The sequence below is a fragment of the Paenibacillus sp. Negev47 genome (assembly GCF_058313655.1).
The window spans coordinates 3,499,013-3,513,774 of sequence record NZ_CM177754.1; the positions used below are offsets into that span (position 1 = coordinate 3,499,013).

10 protein-coding genes are annotated in these 14,762 nt (G+C 45.3%); 3 read left to right on the forward strand and 7 right to left on the reverse strand.

Going from position 1 to position 14,762, the window contains the following annotated elements:
- Positions 1-80: 80 nt before the first annotated feature.
- Both AC4G47_RS15675 and pdxS read right to left on the reverse strand, forming a co-directional pair.
- Positions 81-2,594: a GH39 family glycosyl hydrolase gene (locus AC4G47_RS15675; protein ID WP_491101730.1), complete on the reverse strand. Its 2,514-nt coding sequence runs from the start codon at positions 2,592-2,594 to the stop codon at positions 81-83.
- A 151-nt stretch (positions 2,595-2,745) separates the two neighbouring features.
- Complete coding sequence (gene pdxS, locus AC4G47_RS15680) at positions 2,746-3,627, reverse strand: pyridoxal 5'-phosphate synthase lyase subunit PdxS (protein WP_036671277.1); 882 nt, start codon at positions 3,625-3,627, stop codon at positions 2,746-2,748.
- A gap of 149 nt (positions 3,628-3,776) precedes the next feature.
- On the opposite strand from pdxS, the gene pdxR reads away from it, so the two are divergent.
- The 3 genes from pdxR to AC4G47_RS15695 all read left to right on the forward strand — a co-directional run bounded on the left by pdxR (position 3,777) and on the right by AC4G47_RS15695 (position 8,189).
- Entirely contained in the window at positions 3,777-5,267 is a 1,491-nt protein-coding gene (gene pdxR, locus AC4G47_RS15685; RefSeq protein WP_491101731.1) for a MocR-like pyridoxine biosynthesis transcription factor PdxR, read from the forward strand.
- A gap of 221 nt (positions 5,268-5,488) precedes the next feature.
- Positions 5,489-7,510: an ATP-dependent DNA helicase gene (locus AC4G47_RS15690; protein WP_491101732.1), complete on the forward strand. Its 2,022-nt coding sequence runs from the start codon at positions 5,489-5,491 to the stop codon at positions 7,508-7,510.
- 151 nt (positions 7,511-7,661) lie between these two features.
- Complete coding sequence (locus AC4G47_RS15695) at positions 7,662-8,189, forward strand: DinB family protein (protein ID WP_491101733.1); 528 nt, start codon at positions 7,662-7,664, stop codon at positions 8,187-8,189.
- Positions 8,190-8,255: 66 nt separating this feature from the next.
- Here AC4G47_RS15695 and AC4G47_RS15700 read toward each other — a convergent pair whose 3' ends face one another.
- The 5 genes from AC4G47_RS15700 to AC4G47_RS15720 all read right to left on the reverse strand — a co-directional run bounded on the left by AC4G47_RS15700 (position 8,256) and on the right by AC4G47_RS15720 (position 14,500).
- Complete coding sequence (locus AC4G47_RS15700; RefSeq protein WP_491106717.1) at positions 8,256-9,200, reverse strand: family 43 glycosylhydrolase; 945 nt, start codon at positions 9,198-9,200, stop codon at positions 8,256-8,258.
- The gene (locus tag AC4G47_RS15705) at positions 9,190-10,908 is read right to left on the reverse strand and encodes a discoidin domain-containing protein (RefSeq protein WP_491101734.1); all 1,719 of its coding nucleotides are present in this window, start codon (positions 10,906-10,908) and stop codon (positions 9,190-9,192) included. The genes AC4G47_RS15700 and AC4G47_RS15705 overlap by 11 nt, the downstream gene beginning before the upstream one ends.
- A gap of 71 nt (positions 10,909-10,979) precedes the next feature.
- The gene (locus AC4G47_RS15710; RefSeq protein ID WP_491101735.1) at positions 10,980-12,665 is read right to left on the reverse strand and encodes a type 2 periplasmic-binding domain-containing protein; all 1,686 of its coding nucleotides are present in this window, start codon (positions 12,663-12,665) and stop codon (positions 10,980-10,982) included.
- A 62-nt stretch (positions 12,666-12,727) separates the two neighbouring features.
- Positions 12,728-13,597, reverse strand: a complete 870-nt coding sequence (locus tag AC4G47_RS15715) for a carbohydrate ABC transporter permease (RefSeq protein ID WP_491101736.1) — start codon at positions 13,595-13,597, stop codon at positions 12,728-12,730.
- Positions 13,598-13,615: 18 nt separating this feature from the next.
- Complete coding sequence (locus AC4G47_RS15720) at positions 13,616-14,500, reverse strand: ABC transporter permease (protein ID WP_491106718.1); 885 nt, start codon at positions 14,498-14,500, stop codon at positions 13,616-13,618.
- Positions 14,501-14,762 lie beyond the last annotated feature (262 nt).

The following is a 14,762-nucleotide window of genomic DNA, read 5'->3' on the forward strand; positions in this document are numbered from 1 at the left end:
CTAGCTTGCCTGCCTGAACAAGAAATAAACAACAAAAAACATCCCTTCAATACTGAAAGGATGTCTTAAGAGCACTTTTTTTAATATTGTCTATCCAAAATGAGCAGCATTACCCCATGCGGTGGAAGCAAAATCTCTCTGCGCCAACTTTCATCTCTTACCATCTCTGTCCCCATCACGGGTCCACTCCTGCCGTTTAGATAGGCGATTTCTTCTTCCGTCAAGGAGTATGGCGATCCCATGCGGGTCCACTCATCAAATACCGATCCATGCTCCCGATCCAGTTGATAACTGGTGCATTTATAAGGTCCCTCGAGATTGCTCAGGGTAAGTTCATAAGCTTTGCTGCCTTTTTCCTCAAATACGTCATAGCGGGTTGAGCTGGATAATTCCGACCAATCGCCACTTGCAAACAGCTGGTCTACGTGAACATAGTGATAGAACAAAAATTGCATGCTTCCATCCCTTTTTCGGGTTCCGACATAACCGTCTCCCTTGACCAGCAGCTCATCCCCAAGCTTTTGCATAAGCTCAAATGCATAATAGCTGGGTTTCTTCAGCCCATCGCGGTTAATCAGGCCAAAACCTCCGTAGAAAGGAGAAGCGGGAACGATACTTTCTTCGAATACATCGGTAAAGGACCAGAAAGCCATCGCTTTCACGTCACCGAGTGTGTTCATGGTGTGGTAAATGACAAACGGAGCCATGAACATGGTATCGTGCAGCAAATTCCGATCATACAGCGAAAAGTTCCACTCGGTGACATGAAGTTCAACATGACCGTACGATGACGTATTCATTTTTTGCCGCATAAGCTCAATACTTTCTTTATAAAAAGCAGGGGGCATGATCTGCGTTAAACGATCAACTTCAACTTTTAGCTTGGGATACTCCGAATAGATGTGAAACGAGAAAAAGTCGAGAGCCACTTCCCGCTTGCGGCAATAGGACAAAAATTCCTCAGCCCAGGTATCGTTCCAGAGAGAACCGTAACCCATAGCTGGCCCCCCCACCTTCAGTTCCGGCAAAATCGATTTGATGGCATGAACGGTCGATTCGTAAAACGCAAAGTATTCTTCCTTGCTTCCTGCCCAACAAACACCAGCCAGGTCAGGCTCGTTCCATACTTCGAAATACCACCGTCTCACTTCTTCCGCCCCATAACGATTCAAACAATGGCGAACGAATTCGCCAACAAGCGCCTGCCACTTGGCAGGGTCGGATGGCGGGCTAATATTCCCCCTCCACCAAAACAGCGTTTCTTTGGATCTCGCCAGCTGGCTCGGCATAAAGCTTAATTCCACAAATGGCCGAACGCCCTGATCCAGCAGGAAATCATACAACTTGTCCACATAAGACCAGTTATAGAGGGGAATGCCCTGTTCGTTCTCGCTGTACACCATCATCTCGTCATTGAAGATACCGTGAAATCGAATATGTTCAAAAGGTACTTTTCCCTTCAGCGCGGAGAACTGCTTCCGCCAATCTTCACGCAAACCTTCAATGGCTCTCCCTGCCGTCATGGTCATATTCCAGTGCTTTTCATAGACAGACGACGTCTGATCTGCACGAATTTCAATATAAGTTTGATCTGACAGAGGTGCAGACGGTACAGAGAGCGTGTCCTGATCGGCGTCAACCTTAGCATCCAGATATCGATACAATGAGCCAATCGCATTCAATGTTTCCATCTCGTAATAATCTCCGCTTGAAGATTCCTCATACGTTTTGGGCTTGCGGTTCACATTCAACTGATGGAGTTCCGGTGTACGAGAAGCTTCCCGATAGGAACCGGGCGTGCAGCCGTACTTTTCCTTGAAGTATTTGTTAAACAGCTTCACATTGGCAAATCCGCAATCCAGCGCGATCTCCGAAATATTTTTATCGTTTGCTGCCAGCTGAGCCTGAGCCTTCTCCAAGCGAATGAGCGTCAAATACTTTTGGAAAGGTATCCCGATTTTGTCGGTGAAGAAGTGGGAAAAATAATGCAAACTTAAATGTTCGGAATGCGCCATATCCTGCAGTGTAATCTTCTCATTGTAGTGTAAATCAATATATGTGAGGACCCTGTTCAGTCTTTTATAGTCATAATCCCTGCTACCGTCTTCCAATGCGGAATTTGTTCCACTGGAAAAATACCTCTGCAGGCAGCCGCATAACATCTGTAATCTGCCCATTGTGAAATTTTGATAACCCGGCGTTTTTTTGTTGATCTCCCATACCATCTGCGCAAGATATTGTTTAATGCTATGCAGCCGGGGAGCGTCCTGCTCCACATTCAAGGCAGAGTTACAGGAGATAAACGCATTATTGTTCATCAACTCGGGACCGAATTGCAATGTTAATAGCACATTGTCCTGATTGGTTCGTTCAATCTTGTGGACGGACATGCTGTTAACCACAATCAAATCATCTTCGTGCAATGTATATTGCTGCTGGTCCAGATACATGATGATTGAACCATGAAGAACATATACAACTTCCACTTCCTTATGCCAATGGAAATCAATATGTTTTACCGAGTTCACGAAGAGTTTCATAGGCAGATCGTCCTGATGTTGAATAAACTCATATAGATAGCGAATTTTCTGCACCTTCCTTCATACCGATTATTATAGGCACAGCATTTTGAAGATATCAACAAGCTAGACAGTAATAACAAAAAAGCCGATCAACTAAGGTTCAATTGATCGGCTCTTCTATATAAATATTCAAACTACCTATTCAACTTGATGCACTGCTATCTTACCAACCGCGGTTGGACATGCGCTCTTCTGGAGCTAATTTGGAAATTTCGATCCCTTTCATCGGGGCGCCCAAGTTTTTGGATACTTCGGCAATCAGTTTGTAATCCGTGTAATGTGTTGTAGCTTCAACGATTGCACGAGCAAATTTCTCAGGGCTATCGGATTTGAAAATACCTGATCCTACAAACACACCGTCTGCTCCCAGGTGCATCATTAATGCTGCGTCCGCCGGAGTAGCTACACCGCCTGCTGCAAAGTTAACAACAGGAAGTTTTCCATTTTCATGAACTTCGCGCAGCAGCTCATAAGCTACACCCAGATTTTTTGCTTCAGCGTACAGCTCGTCTTTGGACATGTTTTGCACTTTGCGGAGCTGGCTGTTAATTAGACGCATATGACGAACTGCCTCAACAATGTTGCCCGTTCCAGGCTCACCTTTTGTACGAATCATCGATGCACCCTCGCCAATACGGCGAAGAGCCTCTCCCAAATCTTTGGCTCCACATACAAATGGTACAGTAAACTCATGTTTATCGATATGGAACACTTCGTCTGCAGGTGTAAGAACTTCACTTTCATCGAGATAGTCCACACCTAGGGATTCAAGCACTTTGGCTTCTATGTAATGACCGATACGTGCTTTGGCCATAACCGGGATAGATACAACCTTCATAACCTCTTCAACGATAGTTGGATCTGCCATGCGAGCTACACCGCCGGCTGCGCGAATATCGGAGGGTACCCGCTCAAGAGCCATAACAGCTGTTGCCCCTGCCGCCTCAGCAATTTTAGCTTGCTCTGCATTCATAACGTCCATGATGACGCCACCTTTTTGCATCTCAGCCATTCCTCTTTTTACACGATCTGTACCTGTTTGCATGATTGTATTCCTCCTATTAACTTTTGGGTGGTTTTCAATAAAGGCATCGCTCTAATCTATGATTTAGTATAGAATGAGAATGGTCATATAAAAAGATCCAATAATTTTGATTTTTATTGTACCACTTCAATTATAACTCTGGAGGGCATATGCAATTTCATGTAGCTTACAGTTCATATTTGAACCGAAAATATACCAAGATGAAAGCTCTCTATCATGCCATTCGTGATGCAATTCATGAAGGTAATCTTATGCATGGCGAGAAGTTACCCTCGACTAGAGAGTTAGCTGCGACGTATCACATTTCCAGAGGAACCGTGAATCAGGTCTATGATACGTTGACTGCTCAAGGTTACATTCATTCAGAGCATGGAAGAGGAACCTTTGTTGCTTATCAATTGGATTTGAACAATAATGCGTCCACCGAGAAAGCTTGTACGCATCACTTATCAGCCTGGGGAAATCGTATTCAGCAGTTTGAACAGCAGACGATTCAAAGAAATGCACAAACCAACGCTCCAATAGATGATTCCAGAATGGATAGCGACCAAGTGATCGACTTTAGCAAATACCAACCTGATTTCTCCAAGTTTCCTTACGATGAATGGAATAATCGATTGTATGCAGAGATAAGGAATCGTGAGCATCACTTGGAAACAACCTCTGCTATGGTTAGTTCAACCGGGGAGCCGAAATTGAGAGAAGCCATTGCTGCCTATCTTAGGAGGATGCGGGGCATTCAAGTCGATCCGGATCATATTGCAGTGACTGCAGGCTCCATGCAAGCTATAGCTCTACTCACTCAATTACTTGCAGATCCTGGGGATCATGTCGTGACGGAAAGTCCTTGTTATGTCGGGATTTCTCAAGCCATTTTGGCTGCGGGGGCAAGGTTGATTGAAGCCAATCTCGATGGTCAGGGAGTTGTGCCCCAAGACTGGGAAGCACGAATGATGTTTGTCACGCCGTCACGACAATTTCCTACCGGGGAAATGCTCAGCCTTGAACGCAGACAAACCTTGCTGGACTGGGCACAACGGCATGATGCCATGATTGTCGAAGATGATTATGATAGTGAATTCCGATATCGCGGAATGCATGTTGAACCTCTGAAAACACTTGATAAAGCAGGACGTGTAATCTATCTGGGCAGCTTCACAAAAACCTTGCCTTTAGAAGTACGACTTGGTTATGTGGTTCTTCCCCCTACCTTGGCAGACACCTTTAGAAAGGCACAGGCATTATACGAGCCAAGACCCGTCAACCTGATCGAACAACGGGCATTAGCGGCATTTATGACAAGCGGTCAATATGAGCGTCATCTGCGCAGGATGAATCGTCTATACAGTCGTAAATTTCATCTGTTACTCAAACTTTTGAACAAGCAACTCTCTTCATGGTTTGATTGGGTGGAGAATGAAGCGGGTCTTCACGTGTTTGGCTGGTGGCGAGGTAATGCGTCCACTTATGAGGTCTTTCGAGCATCGGCTAGGTCAGAAGGTGTGGTATACTCAGAAGTCAGCAGTTCAACATCTGACGGTACGAAGTATGGTATATATTTATCCTTTGCACATTTGTCAGATATTCAATTACAAGAAGGCGTATCCAGATTAAAAAATGCCGTCACAGCTTCATTGTGAGGTAACGCGTCTCCAAAATTTAGGGCGTGTCTGAAAACTCCGAAGGAAGCAGATTTTGCCGAATTTTCGTTCCAAGCAGGAAGTTTTCCGCAGGCGTGCCGGGGCACGTCAAGGGAAAGTGACGCAGCAGGGGGCGAAAAGACGGTGAAAGATGCACTTCAGCGAGTTTTGAGACACGACCTAGTACAAGAAGGTCATCATTCGGAAGAGGGGCGATCGTTATGAATTGGTTAAATGAACTCTATAAAATAAATAAAAGGGAACCGAAAAAGGAAATCGAACGTTCTTTGGTTAACGCCATCTTCCGAATCTACGACCGGTTCCCCCGAATCGGCCTTAGAGAGCGGATCGGACAGCAAGAAATGTCTCTCGATATAGCGGATGCTTATATCCATGGACATAACGCCATAATTGAAGCTGGTGTCGGAATCGGCAAGTCTTTTGGGTACCTGATTCCGAGCCTGCTCACAAATCAAATGTCTCAAAAACCAGTCATAATAGCGACATCCTCCATTCAGCTTTCGGAACAGATACATAAAGATTTGAGGATCATTGGTAGCCGGTTGGGGTTTTCAACGGTTCGCTCCGTTGTTGGGAAAGGCATGGGTCAGTATGCCTGCCGAAGCAGGGCAGCGGAACTCATCAGACCTGATGATGCGAACTCCTTCGTATCTACCCTTGCCCAGCGCATTTTAGATTATGAAATTGATGAAAGAGCCGATATTAAAGCTGGAATTAGTGATGCCGAATGGTCCAACGTTTCCGTGAATGATTGCAAATTTGAACGTTGTCATCATAAAAATGCATGTTTGTTTTACGATATGAGAGCGAAATTGAATGCAAAAGCTCACGAGATTGATTTTATTATCGTGAACCAGGATCTGCTCATACGGGATTTGATGAAGAAAAAAGAAGAAACCAAAAGCATCATCTCGGAACAGCCTGCTCTAATCGTCATTGATGAAGCGCATAATCTGGAAGCAAAAGTTCGGGATGCCAGAACGCTTGAGTTCACTTATCGGGGAATCTGCCGCAATGTGGATACCACTGTGCAGCTTCTCACGAAGCAGTCCGGGGATAAGGGGCTTTTTTCACAATCCAATTTCATAAAAAAATGTGCCCAGCGTATATTCCAACAGGTAAATGCGGATCTGCTCCACCATGCCAAGCAGGATAACGACCGAATCAAAGTGTCGGAAATCCAAGGAATACCGTTAAACCAAGTCTTAAACGATTTAAAAGATCTCAGTCTGCGCCTTTCCATTTTGACCTCCCGCCACGAACGGGAAATAGATGACGCTTTTGAAGCCATAAATGGGCTTATTACCCTCAGCAATGTCTTGGCTAAAATAAAGGATAACTACCTCCTATGGGCGAGCAATCCCCAAGGAGTAGCCACGGTCAGCATCTGTCCCAAAGATATAAGCCAATTCCTGAAATACACTTTGTTTAATGGCAAGGTACCTGTAATCCTAACATCAGCAACGTTGTGCCAAGGCGGGGATACGCTGGAGGAACAATATTCTTATATGACGCACTCCCTCGGTTATAAGGGAAATTTCCTGGAGCGCCAACCCTCCCCTTTTGACTACACCAACCATGCCATGATGTACATTTCGAACAAAGTTCCCTATTACGAACATGACCAGCGCGAAAACTATCTTGAAGCAGCTTATAACGAAGTAGTTCAACTCTGTAATCTAACTCAGGGAAGAACAATCGTCCTTTTTTCAGCAAAGGAGGATATGAAGTACATTCATAAGAAGTTGAGTTCAAGGGCTAATGAATATACATGGGCACTCCATGTTCAAAAAGAAGGATCTTCCCAGGACAGTGTTATCGCCGAATTCAGGAAAAGCAAAGGTGTACTCTTGGGTACCGGTGTATTCTGGGAAGGCGTGAATATCGAGGGTTCTGACCTGTCACAAGTTATTATTTTCCGTCTACCCTTCCCTGTTCCTTCGGATCCTGTTTATGAATATAAGGCATCTGTAACGGAGAATTCGTTTATGGAGGTGTTTGTACCGGATATGCTTCTGCGGTTACGCCAAGGAACTGGACGCTTGATCCGCAGTGAAACGGACCTTGGCATACTCAGCATACTTGACTCCCGTCTTAGCGCTGCTGCAAAGAAGAGTTACCGGGAACAGGTGCTGGAAACGTTGCCGTTCAAAAAAGTGACGGAGGATTTTTCGGTTGTGGAGAAATTTGTGCAAAATAAGGGAATACGACGTACGGATTAGAAGTAGTACAACCAGATCATGTAACTGCTCAAATCAAATCTCATGATAAAAGCCCTTCCGCTAATCAAGCGGAAGGGCCAATTTCAATGTTGGAAGTAAGATATATGCTACAATATATTCCAGAGCTACGAATCCCAAAGGAGGCATTTACATGCTTGAAAGACCAACTACAGAGGAATATGCAGTCTATTATGAAAGGTACATCCAGCTTGTTCCTGAAGGGAACATCATCGACCGCTTAGAGCTGCAAGCCAACATCGTACAAACTTTGATCTCTTCATTGACAGAGGAGCAAGCAAATTACCGTCACGCCGAAGGCAAATGGAGCGTGAAAGAGGTCATCGGCCACCTTTTGGATAACGAACGCATCATGAGCAGCCGATTGCTTCGCATCGCCCGAGGTGACAAAGCGAATCATCCCGGCTACGATCAGGACGTGCTTATGCAGACCCACCCTTTTAATACGTATACCCTCGCCGATTTGAGCGAAGAATATGCCGTCACACGCCGCTCAACCATTCTTATGCTCCGTCGCCTCACGCCGGAAGCTTGGCTCTGTAGAGGGATCGTCAGTGAGAATCCTGCTTCAGCTCGATCGATTGCATTTGTTATGGCTGGACATGAGCTCCACCATTTATCAGTACTTCGCGATCACTATTCGCTGGATGTGCAATTATAAAATTCATTCAAAAAGACTTTGAACCTTCATTTTCTGTAGGATCAAAGTCTTTTCTCATCAGCCCATTTATCGATCAAAATGAATCAGAAGTGCATCCTCTCTCAAAGACAACGTAGAATAATGATTCAGAATCGGAATGTCCCCACTGAACTCAATGGGCAGTACCACATAGCTGGACTGAAAATAATCCGATCCGTTCCAGCGATCTGAAAAGTATAGGTACTCCTCTTCTGATCGCTTCAGCACAAATGCTGGTTGCGTTCGGTACGTCGTTTCATCGCCAAAATCGCTGAGCATCCCCCATGGTCCATCCATCGTATCCGCCATCGCGTACTTTCCTTGATTGGGTTCCCAACCTGTGCAAAAGGAGCTTATCATATAATACTTCCCTTTTCGTTTAAAGACGGCTGGCGCCTCTCGATATTCCCCCTGCCACAACTTCCCAACAAGACTTTCGACATTAAGGTAATCTTCTTGAAGGCGATAGATGTGAAGATCCGCATTGTCTCGGGCAGCTGAAATAAAATATGCCGTACCGTCATCATCCTGAAAGAGTGTGCAATCACGTGACATATACCCATACGGATTAAAGCTGCCATGATAAACGAAATGGCTATCTGGAAAATCAGAGGTGGCTATGGCGCACGCGGCATCATTGTAATTGTCACCATTCTCATAGTGGACCCAGAGGACGAACTTTTTTGTCACTGCGTTGAAAAGTACTTTAGGTCGTTCGAGATTTACCTTTCCGCCTTTGTCACTCATTAATCTCAGATTCGTCCGAACTCGAATGGGTGCAGCTGGCGTAGAGGTCATCAGGATATGGTTCCGAAACTCCCAGTTGAATAGATCCTTGGAACGGTAACAACTAACATAAATATCGTCTCTCCGATCTTCACCATACCAGTAATAATAATCGTCATGGAATAACATATGTCCACCATGGGCATGAATCGGTTGACCACTGAGATCCTTCCAGATGGTACCATTGATGAATGGATTATTCTGCACTTGTTCCAAATATCTTCACCTCCCATAGTCTTGGCGTGTACCAATTGTTGGGGTTGTTATGAAGTGCTGCATTTTGCATATTAATTCGTACATACCTGGCAGCAGTGCTCGATAGCGTATCAGAGGTGAAACCGTAAGATGTATTATTGGTTCGATCCAATGCCACGGTCCAGTTCACATTATCCGTACTGGTCTCGATTTTGTATTTGTAAAAACCTTCGGAGCCTTTTTGCATCCACCAGGAGATTTGCACATTATTCAATTGTTGAACGGAGCCGAGGTCTACCTTCCACCAATGTGGCCAGGAACTGCCTGTGCCGATCCATTCGGTTTGATAGTTACCATCATTAGCATAACTTGCCGGGTTCGTTCCGGTAGCCGTTTGCGCTGTTGCAGGTTTACCTTGCGACAGCAGTTTTCCATTCTGAACGGGAACGACAACATCATCACTTGTGTTGTACAGGACTTGATCAAAATAATCATAAAATGCGTAACCATCGGAGAACCAAACGGGAAGCAGTCGTTCCTCCGTTGTTCCATTTTGCGTACCTGCCCAGCCGAACATCCAGCGATATGCAACCATAACCACGTTGTTGCCCGTGTTTGGCTTCACACGCATGACGGAACCCGACTGCGCCGAGAAGGTTGACGTGTTGCCAATCGTCCGTAATTCAGACCAATCGCCGTCTATGCTTGTTGCTGAAGAATACAAGGGTATGCTCGGATACCAACCTGCCGCTTGGGAAGAGAACAAGTAATAAATGCCATCTTTTTTGATCATTTTGGGCAGTTCCCTGTGTTGATTTTGGTAAATAACTGAAACTTGATGATCCACATCCAGCCAATCGGAGGTCAATTTATACAAAGTCGTGTCCGAATTATTATTGGCCGTAGAGATCAGATACGCCGAATCATCGTCATCTTTGAAAATGGAGATATCTCTGGACTCGTTTCCTTCCGGTCGAAAGCTTTTGTGAAATGTAAAGTCTTCTCCAGGCGTGGCTGAAGCCACGGATACTCTGGCAAGTGTATAGTCTGTACTGTTTTCATAGTGAGCCCAAAAAACGAATTTGTTCGTGGGCGCATGGTATAGGATATTAATCCCCTCAAATTTAGAATTCGCCAGATCGGGATGATCCGTGTAGGAAAGAACCACTTTGTCGTTACCGTAGGTGATATCATCCGTTGATGTCTGTTGAATCATTTCACCAAAACCGCCTGATGATTTTTGTACGAAATTGAATCTGTAGTAGGTATCCCCCACTTTTAGTTCATTCGGAAGCATGAGCGTTGATTGCGTTGTATTATCAAAAGTTGTGAGGTTTTCTGGAAGAGTGTAAGGGGTATATTCTGATGAGACAGCGGAGGCGATTAAGGAAGTTCCCCCATATGCTTTCACTTGGTATTTGTACGTGCTACCTATGTTGAGGTCATAATCGTCCGTCGTTATACCGGTTAAGGTCTGTAATAAAGTATAGGGCGCATTGTTCTCGGATCTGTACAACTCGTATGCTGTGGCTCCCGTTACAGGTGCCCAATGGATTTTGGCATTGGATACTTCGGATTCGTTCTTCAATACAAACAGTGTTGCAGCAATGTGGGTCTCTTCGCCAGCGGCAGCGTGAACGGTCTGAGCTGAGGACGTTAATTGGAGTGTTAACAACATCAATGCAATGGCGATAGCCATCCACGATTTACCTTTGATCATGTCTCATCATCTCCTTTTTTAGAAGACCAACCTTCCTGTTGCCGGAAGGCTGGTTCAGGTGAAACTAGACTTTATTTCAAATTCATCAGTGTCATTACATCCGTCTCGCTGGCTTGGTTGTACCATTCGTTAACTTCTTCGATCACGGTGTCTCCGCCTTTTTCATGCCACTGTTTGACAAAGGTATCAAATGCCTCAAGCGGCTCATTGCCATATATGATTTTGGTGAAAGTCTCTTGTTCCATGGTGGTCAACTGTTCCCACACATTTTGCATGGTCGGCGTTGGTGGACCGTTAAACTCATTTGGCAGCAAAACATCCCTGTTTTCATACGAAATCCGATATCCGTCCTGGGTCGTTTGATCTTTTGAAGCGCTCTGAATGAGGACGCCTGTGTCAGCTTCGACACCGTTCGCCAGATCGAAGTACGATTTGCCGGGACCATCAACACTCGGTGTATTTTTGGTAAATGCCATTTTCCCAACACCTTGCACAGCCTCTAATGGCGTATTGAATTTCGTTGGATCGAAAGTGACTTTCTCATTGACGATATCGTAATCGTATCCCTGAGCGTAGCCGTATTTGAAATCTCCCGTGCTGAACGCTGCGTCGTACATTTTATCGTAGTACAGGAAGAATGCTTCCATGTTCTGAAAGTCCTTGTTAAACATGAACACCCCATCGTTCAACTGTGCGGACTGATAGGTCTTATCGCCGTTCACCCCTTGAATGGTCGGATAAGCACTAATTTTCGCACCATCCACATTTTTCTCTACGTCTTTCACACTGTCATAAAGCCAAGGACGACCAATGATGATGCCTGCTTTCCCCTCTGTAAAATCGGACAGTGCGTCCCAGGCCCCTTGGGTAGCCAATTCTTTGTTCAAATACCCTTTTGCATACCAATCGCGCAACTTGGCCAGTGCCTCTTTGTTGCCATCAGCCACAGATCCATAGCTGAGTTTGCCGTTGTCGTTATGCCATTGTCTTGGAAGGTGCTTGCCTGTGTATGCGCTGAAAATCATGACCGGATCACTAACCCAGCCCGTATTGTAGGAATCTTTACCCGAAAATGTAAAACCATATGTGTCTTTCTTGCCGTTCCCATCCGGGTCCTCATTGGTGAACGCCGCGATGACTTGCTCAAACTCTTCAATCGTTGTTGGCGCTTTCATATTTAATTTGTCCAACCAGTCCTGGCGGATCAGCATGACTTCGCCTTCCGTCAGATTGGGTGCGATTGCCATCCCGTAAACCTTGCCTTCTCTAACGACTGGATTGAAGGTCGTCGGGTATTGTTTGTATACATCTTTAATCCGGTCAGGCATGTAGGTTGAGATGTCTTCTGTAATCTCCTTGACCTGTCCTGAATCGATCAGATCGTTGACCAGCATGGTGTCATAGACGGGCAGAACGTCTGGTAGTTTCTCTGAACCCGTCAGTGCCAGCCGCAGCTTGGTATTATATTGTGAAGCATCACCTCCCAGCAGGGTGGTTTGGATTTTGATACCCAGGTTTTGTTCGCCCCAACGGGTCAACACATTGTCATTCAGCGACTCACCATTGATGTATTTTCCAGCATTCTCATCCTGTTGTTTGGCGATCGTGATCGTAAACGGCGGATCATATTTCCCATCCTTGAGCACCGATGCTGGTGCGGTCTCGGAAGCACTCTCCCCTTTGCTGCAGCCAGCCACAAGAACAGCCGATATCATAACCATACTTACCATTTTCCATAAATCAGTTCTTTTCTTCATGGAACATGCCCCCTTCACTCAAGCTCAATTTGTTTTCTAGCGATCCAATTTCGTCATCCTAACTATTCTTTGACGGCTCCTAATACAATCCCCTTCACGAAATATCGTTGTAAAAAAGGATAGACCAAAATGATCGGCAGCGTACTGACAAAAATTTGAGCTGCTTTGATGCTCTGTTCCGACATTGCCGCCACCTCGGACTGGCTCATCGCCATATTTTGCATATTGCTCTGCACGACAACGGTCTGTAGGAACGAAGCCAGCGGATACTTACTCGCATCCGACATGTACAAAATTCCGTCAAACCAGGAATTCCAGTGACCCACCATAATGAACAAAGATACGGTCGCTATGCCAGGCAGAGATAACGGCAAATATATTTTGCTGAGGATTACGAAAAAGGACGCCCCGTCAATGAATGCTGCTTCTTCCAAGGCTTTTGGAATGGTTTTGAAGAAATTAACGAGAAGAATCAGATTATACGCACCGAAAGCTCCCGGAAGCACAAGTGCCCAGATGGTGTCCTTCAATCCAAGGGCTGTTATCAAGATGTAAGAAGGGATCAATCCTCCAGAGAAGAGCATGGTAAAGATAAAAAACCACATGAGCACGTTCCGGCCCCGGAATTCCTTGGACAGGGCATAACCTGCACAGATCAGGATGAACATGCTGATGCAAGTACCCAGAACCGTTCGAATGATGGATGTCAGCATGGCACCGTTGAAGTTGGAATTGTTGAACGTTTTGATATAGGCATCCACATTGAACCCGACCGGCCAAAATGACACCATATTCCCGCTTATGGCGGCTTTACTGCTTAGCGATTGTGCCAATAGATGAAGTAGTGGAAGAAAACACGCCAGACCAGCCAGTATCATGAACGCGTAATTAAAATATGAGAATACTCTATAGCCTGTCGTCTTATGGTACATGATTCATCTCCCTCCTTGTTAGAATATTTTGTAATTGGCGTATTTGTAGGCCAGCCTGTAAGAGACGACGATCAAGATCAAACTGATCCCCGATTTAAATAGTCCTACAGCGGTCCCGAATCCGTATTGTCCGTTTAACAAGGATGAACGGTAGACATAGGTGTCAATGATATCTCCCGTACTGTAGACTAGCGGATTGTACAGATTGAAGACTTGATCAAAACCCGCGTCCAGAATATTCCCCAGACTCAATGTAGAAATGACGATGATCATGGGCAACATGCTAGGCAAGGTGACGTATCGAATTTGCTGCCGGCGTGTGGCACCATCGATCTCAGCCGCTTCGTAATAGGAAGGATTAATTCCCGCGATGGTCGCTAGATAGACAATCATGCCGAAGCCGAAGCTCTTCCACACATCGCTGACCACAACCGTGAATCGAAACAGATCAGGATCACCCAAGAAGTAAATGGGATCGTTGCCGAAAACCCTTGTTAAGATGTGGTTGATTCCCCCGTCTAATCCGAGAATGTCGATCATTAACCCCGCGACCGTGACCCAGGACAAGAAATGCGGCAGATACACCAGGGTCTGTACACTTTTCTTAATGCCCATATTTCGGACTTCACTCAGCAGAATAGCCATGACGATCGGAACGATAATACCGACGATAATTTTGGAAATGGCAATGATCAGTGTGTTGATTATGGCTTGCGTTGCTTCTTTGTACTGGAAAATTCGTTCGAAATTATCTAACCCGATCCACCTTGAGCCTGCGATGCCAAGCCATGGTTTGTAGTCTTGAAATGCCATGAGCAAACCTACCATCGGGCCATAAGAAAAGATGCAGACAAACACAAAAGCGGGAATACACAGTACATACAAAGGCCAGCTTTTCTTGATTTCCTTTTTGAATGAAGTTCGCCGGGGAAGCTTTGTTTGTGTTTTTTTTGCAGATCCGACGGGCACAGTCTCGTTAATGTTGCATACCTCCTCTATGTTCGCTCTTCGAAAGTAATCCTTGCAGTTAAGCTTAGCAAAAGCGCTTTCAATCCAAAATGCCAAAATTTCAAGATCATCACCTCATCCTGAATCAATTTTAAACCGCTTTCATTTATAGCGGATGCTCCCCTTCCGCTTTCCGAAGGTTTGGCTTATATTAAAG

Bases quoted from the DNA above. Each gene is read 5' to 3' on its own strand.
- AC4G47_RS15710 (WP_491101735.1), bottom strand. From the start codon at position 12,665: ATGAAGAAAAGAACTGATTTATGGAAAATGGTAAGTATGGTTATGATA.
- AC4G47_RS15695 (WP_491101733.1), top strand. From the start codon at position 7,662: ATGCTTGAAAGACCAACTACAGAGGAATATGCAGTCTATTATGAAAGG.
- pdxS (WP_036671277.1), bottom strand. From the start codon at position 3,627: ATGCAAACAGGTACAGATCGTGTAAAAAGAGGAATGGCTGAGATGCAA.
- AC4G47_RS15705 (WP_491101734.1), bottom strand. From the start codon at position 10,908: ATGATCAAAGGTAAATCGTGGATGGCTATCGCCATTGCATTGATGTTG.
- AC4G47_RS15715 (WP_491101736.1), bottom strand. From the start codon at position 13,597: ATGTACCATAAGACGACAGGCTATAGAGTATTCTCATATTTTAATTAC.
- AC4G47_RS15690 (WP_491101732.1), top strand. From the start codon at position 5,489: ATGAATTGGTTAAATGAACTCTATAAAATAAATAAAAGGGAACCGAAA.
- pdxR (WP_491101731.1), top strand. From the start codon at position 3,777: ATGCAATTTCATGTAGCTTACAGTTCATATTTGAACCGAAAATATACC.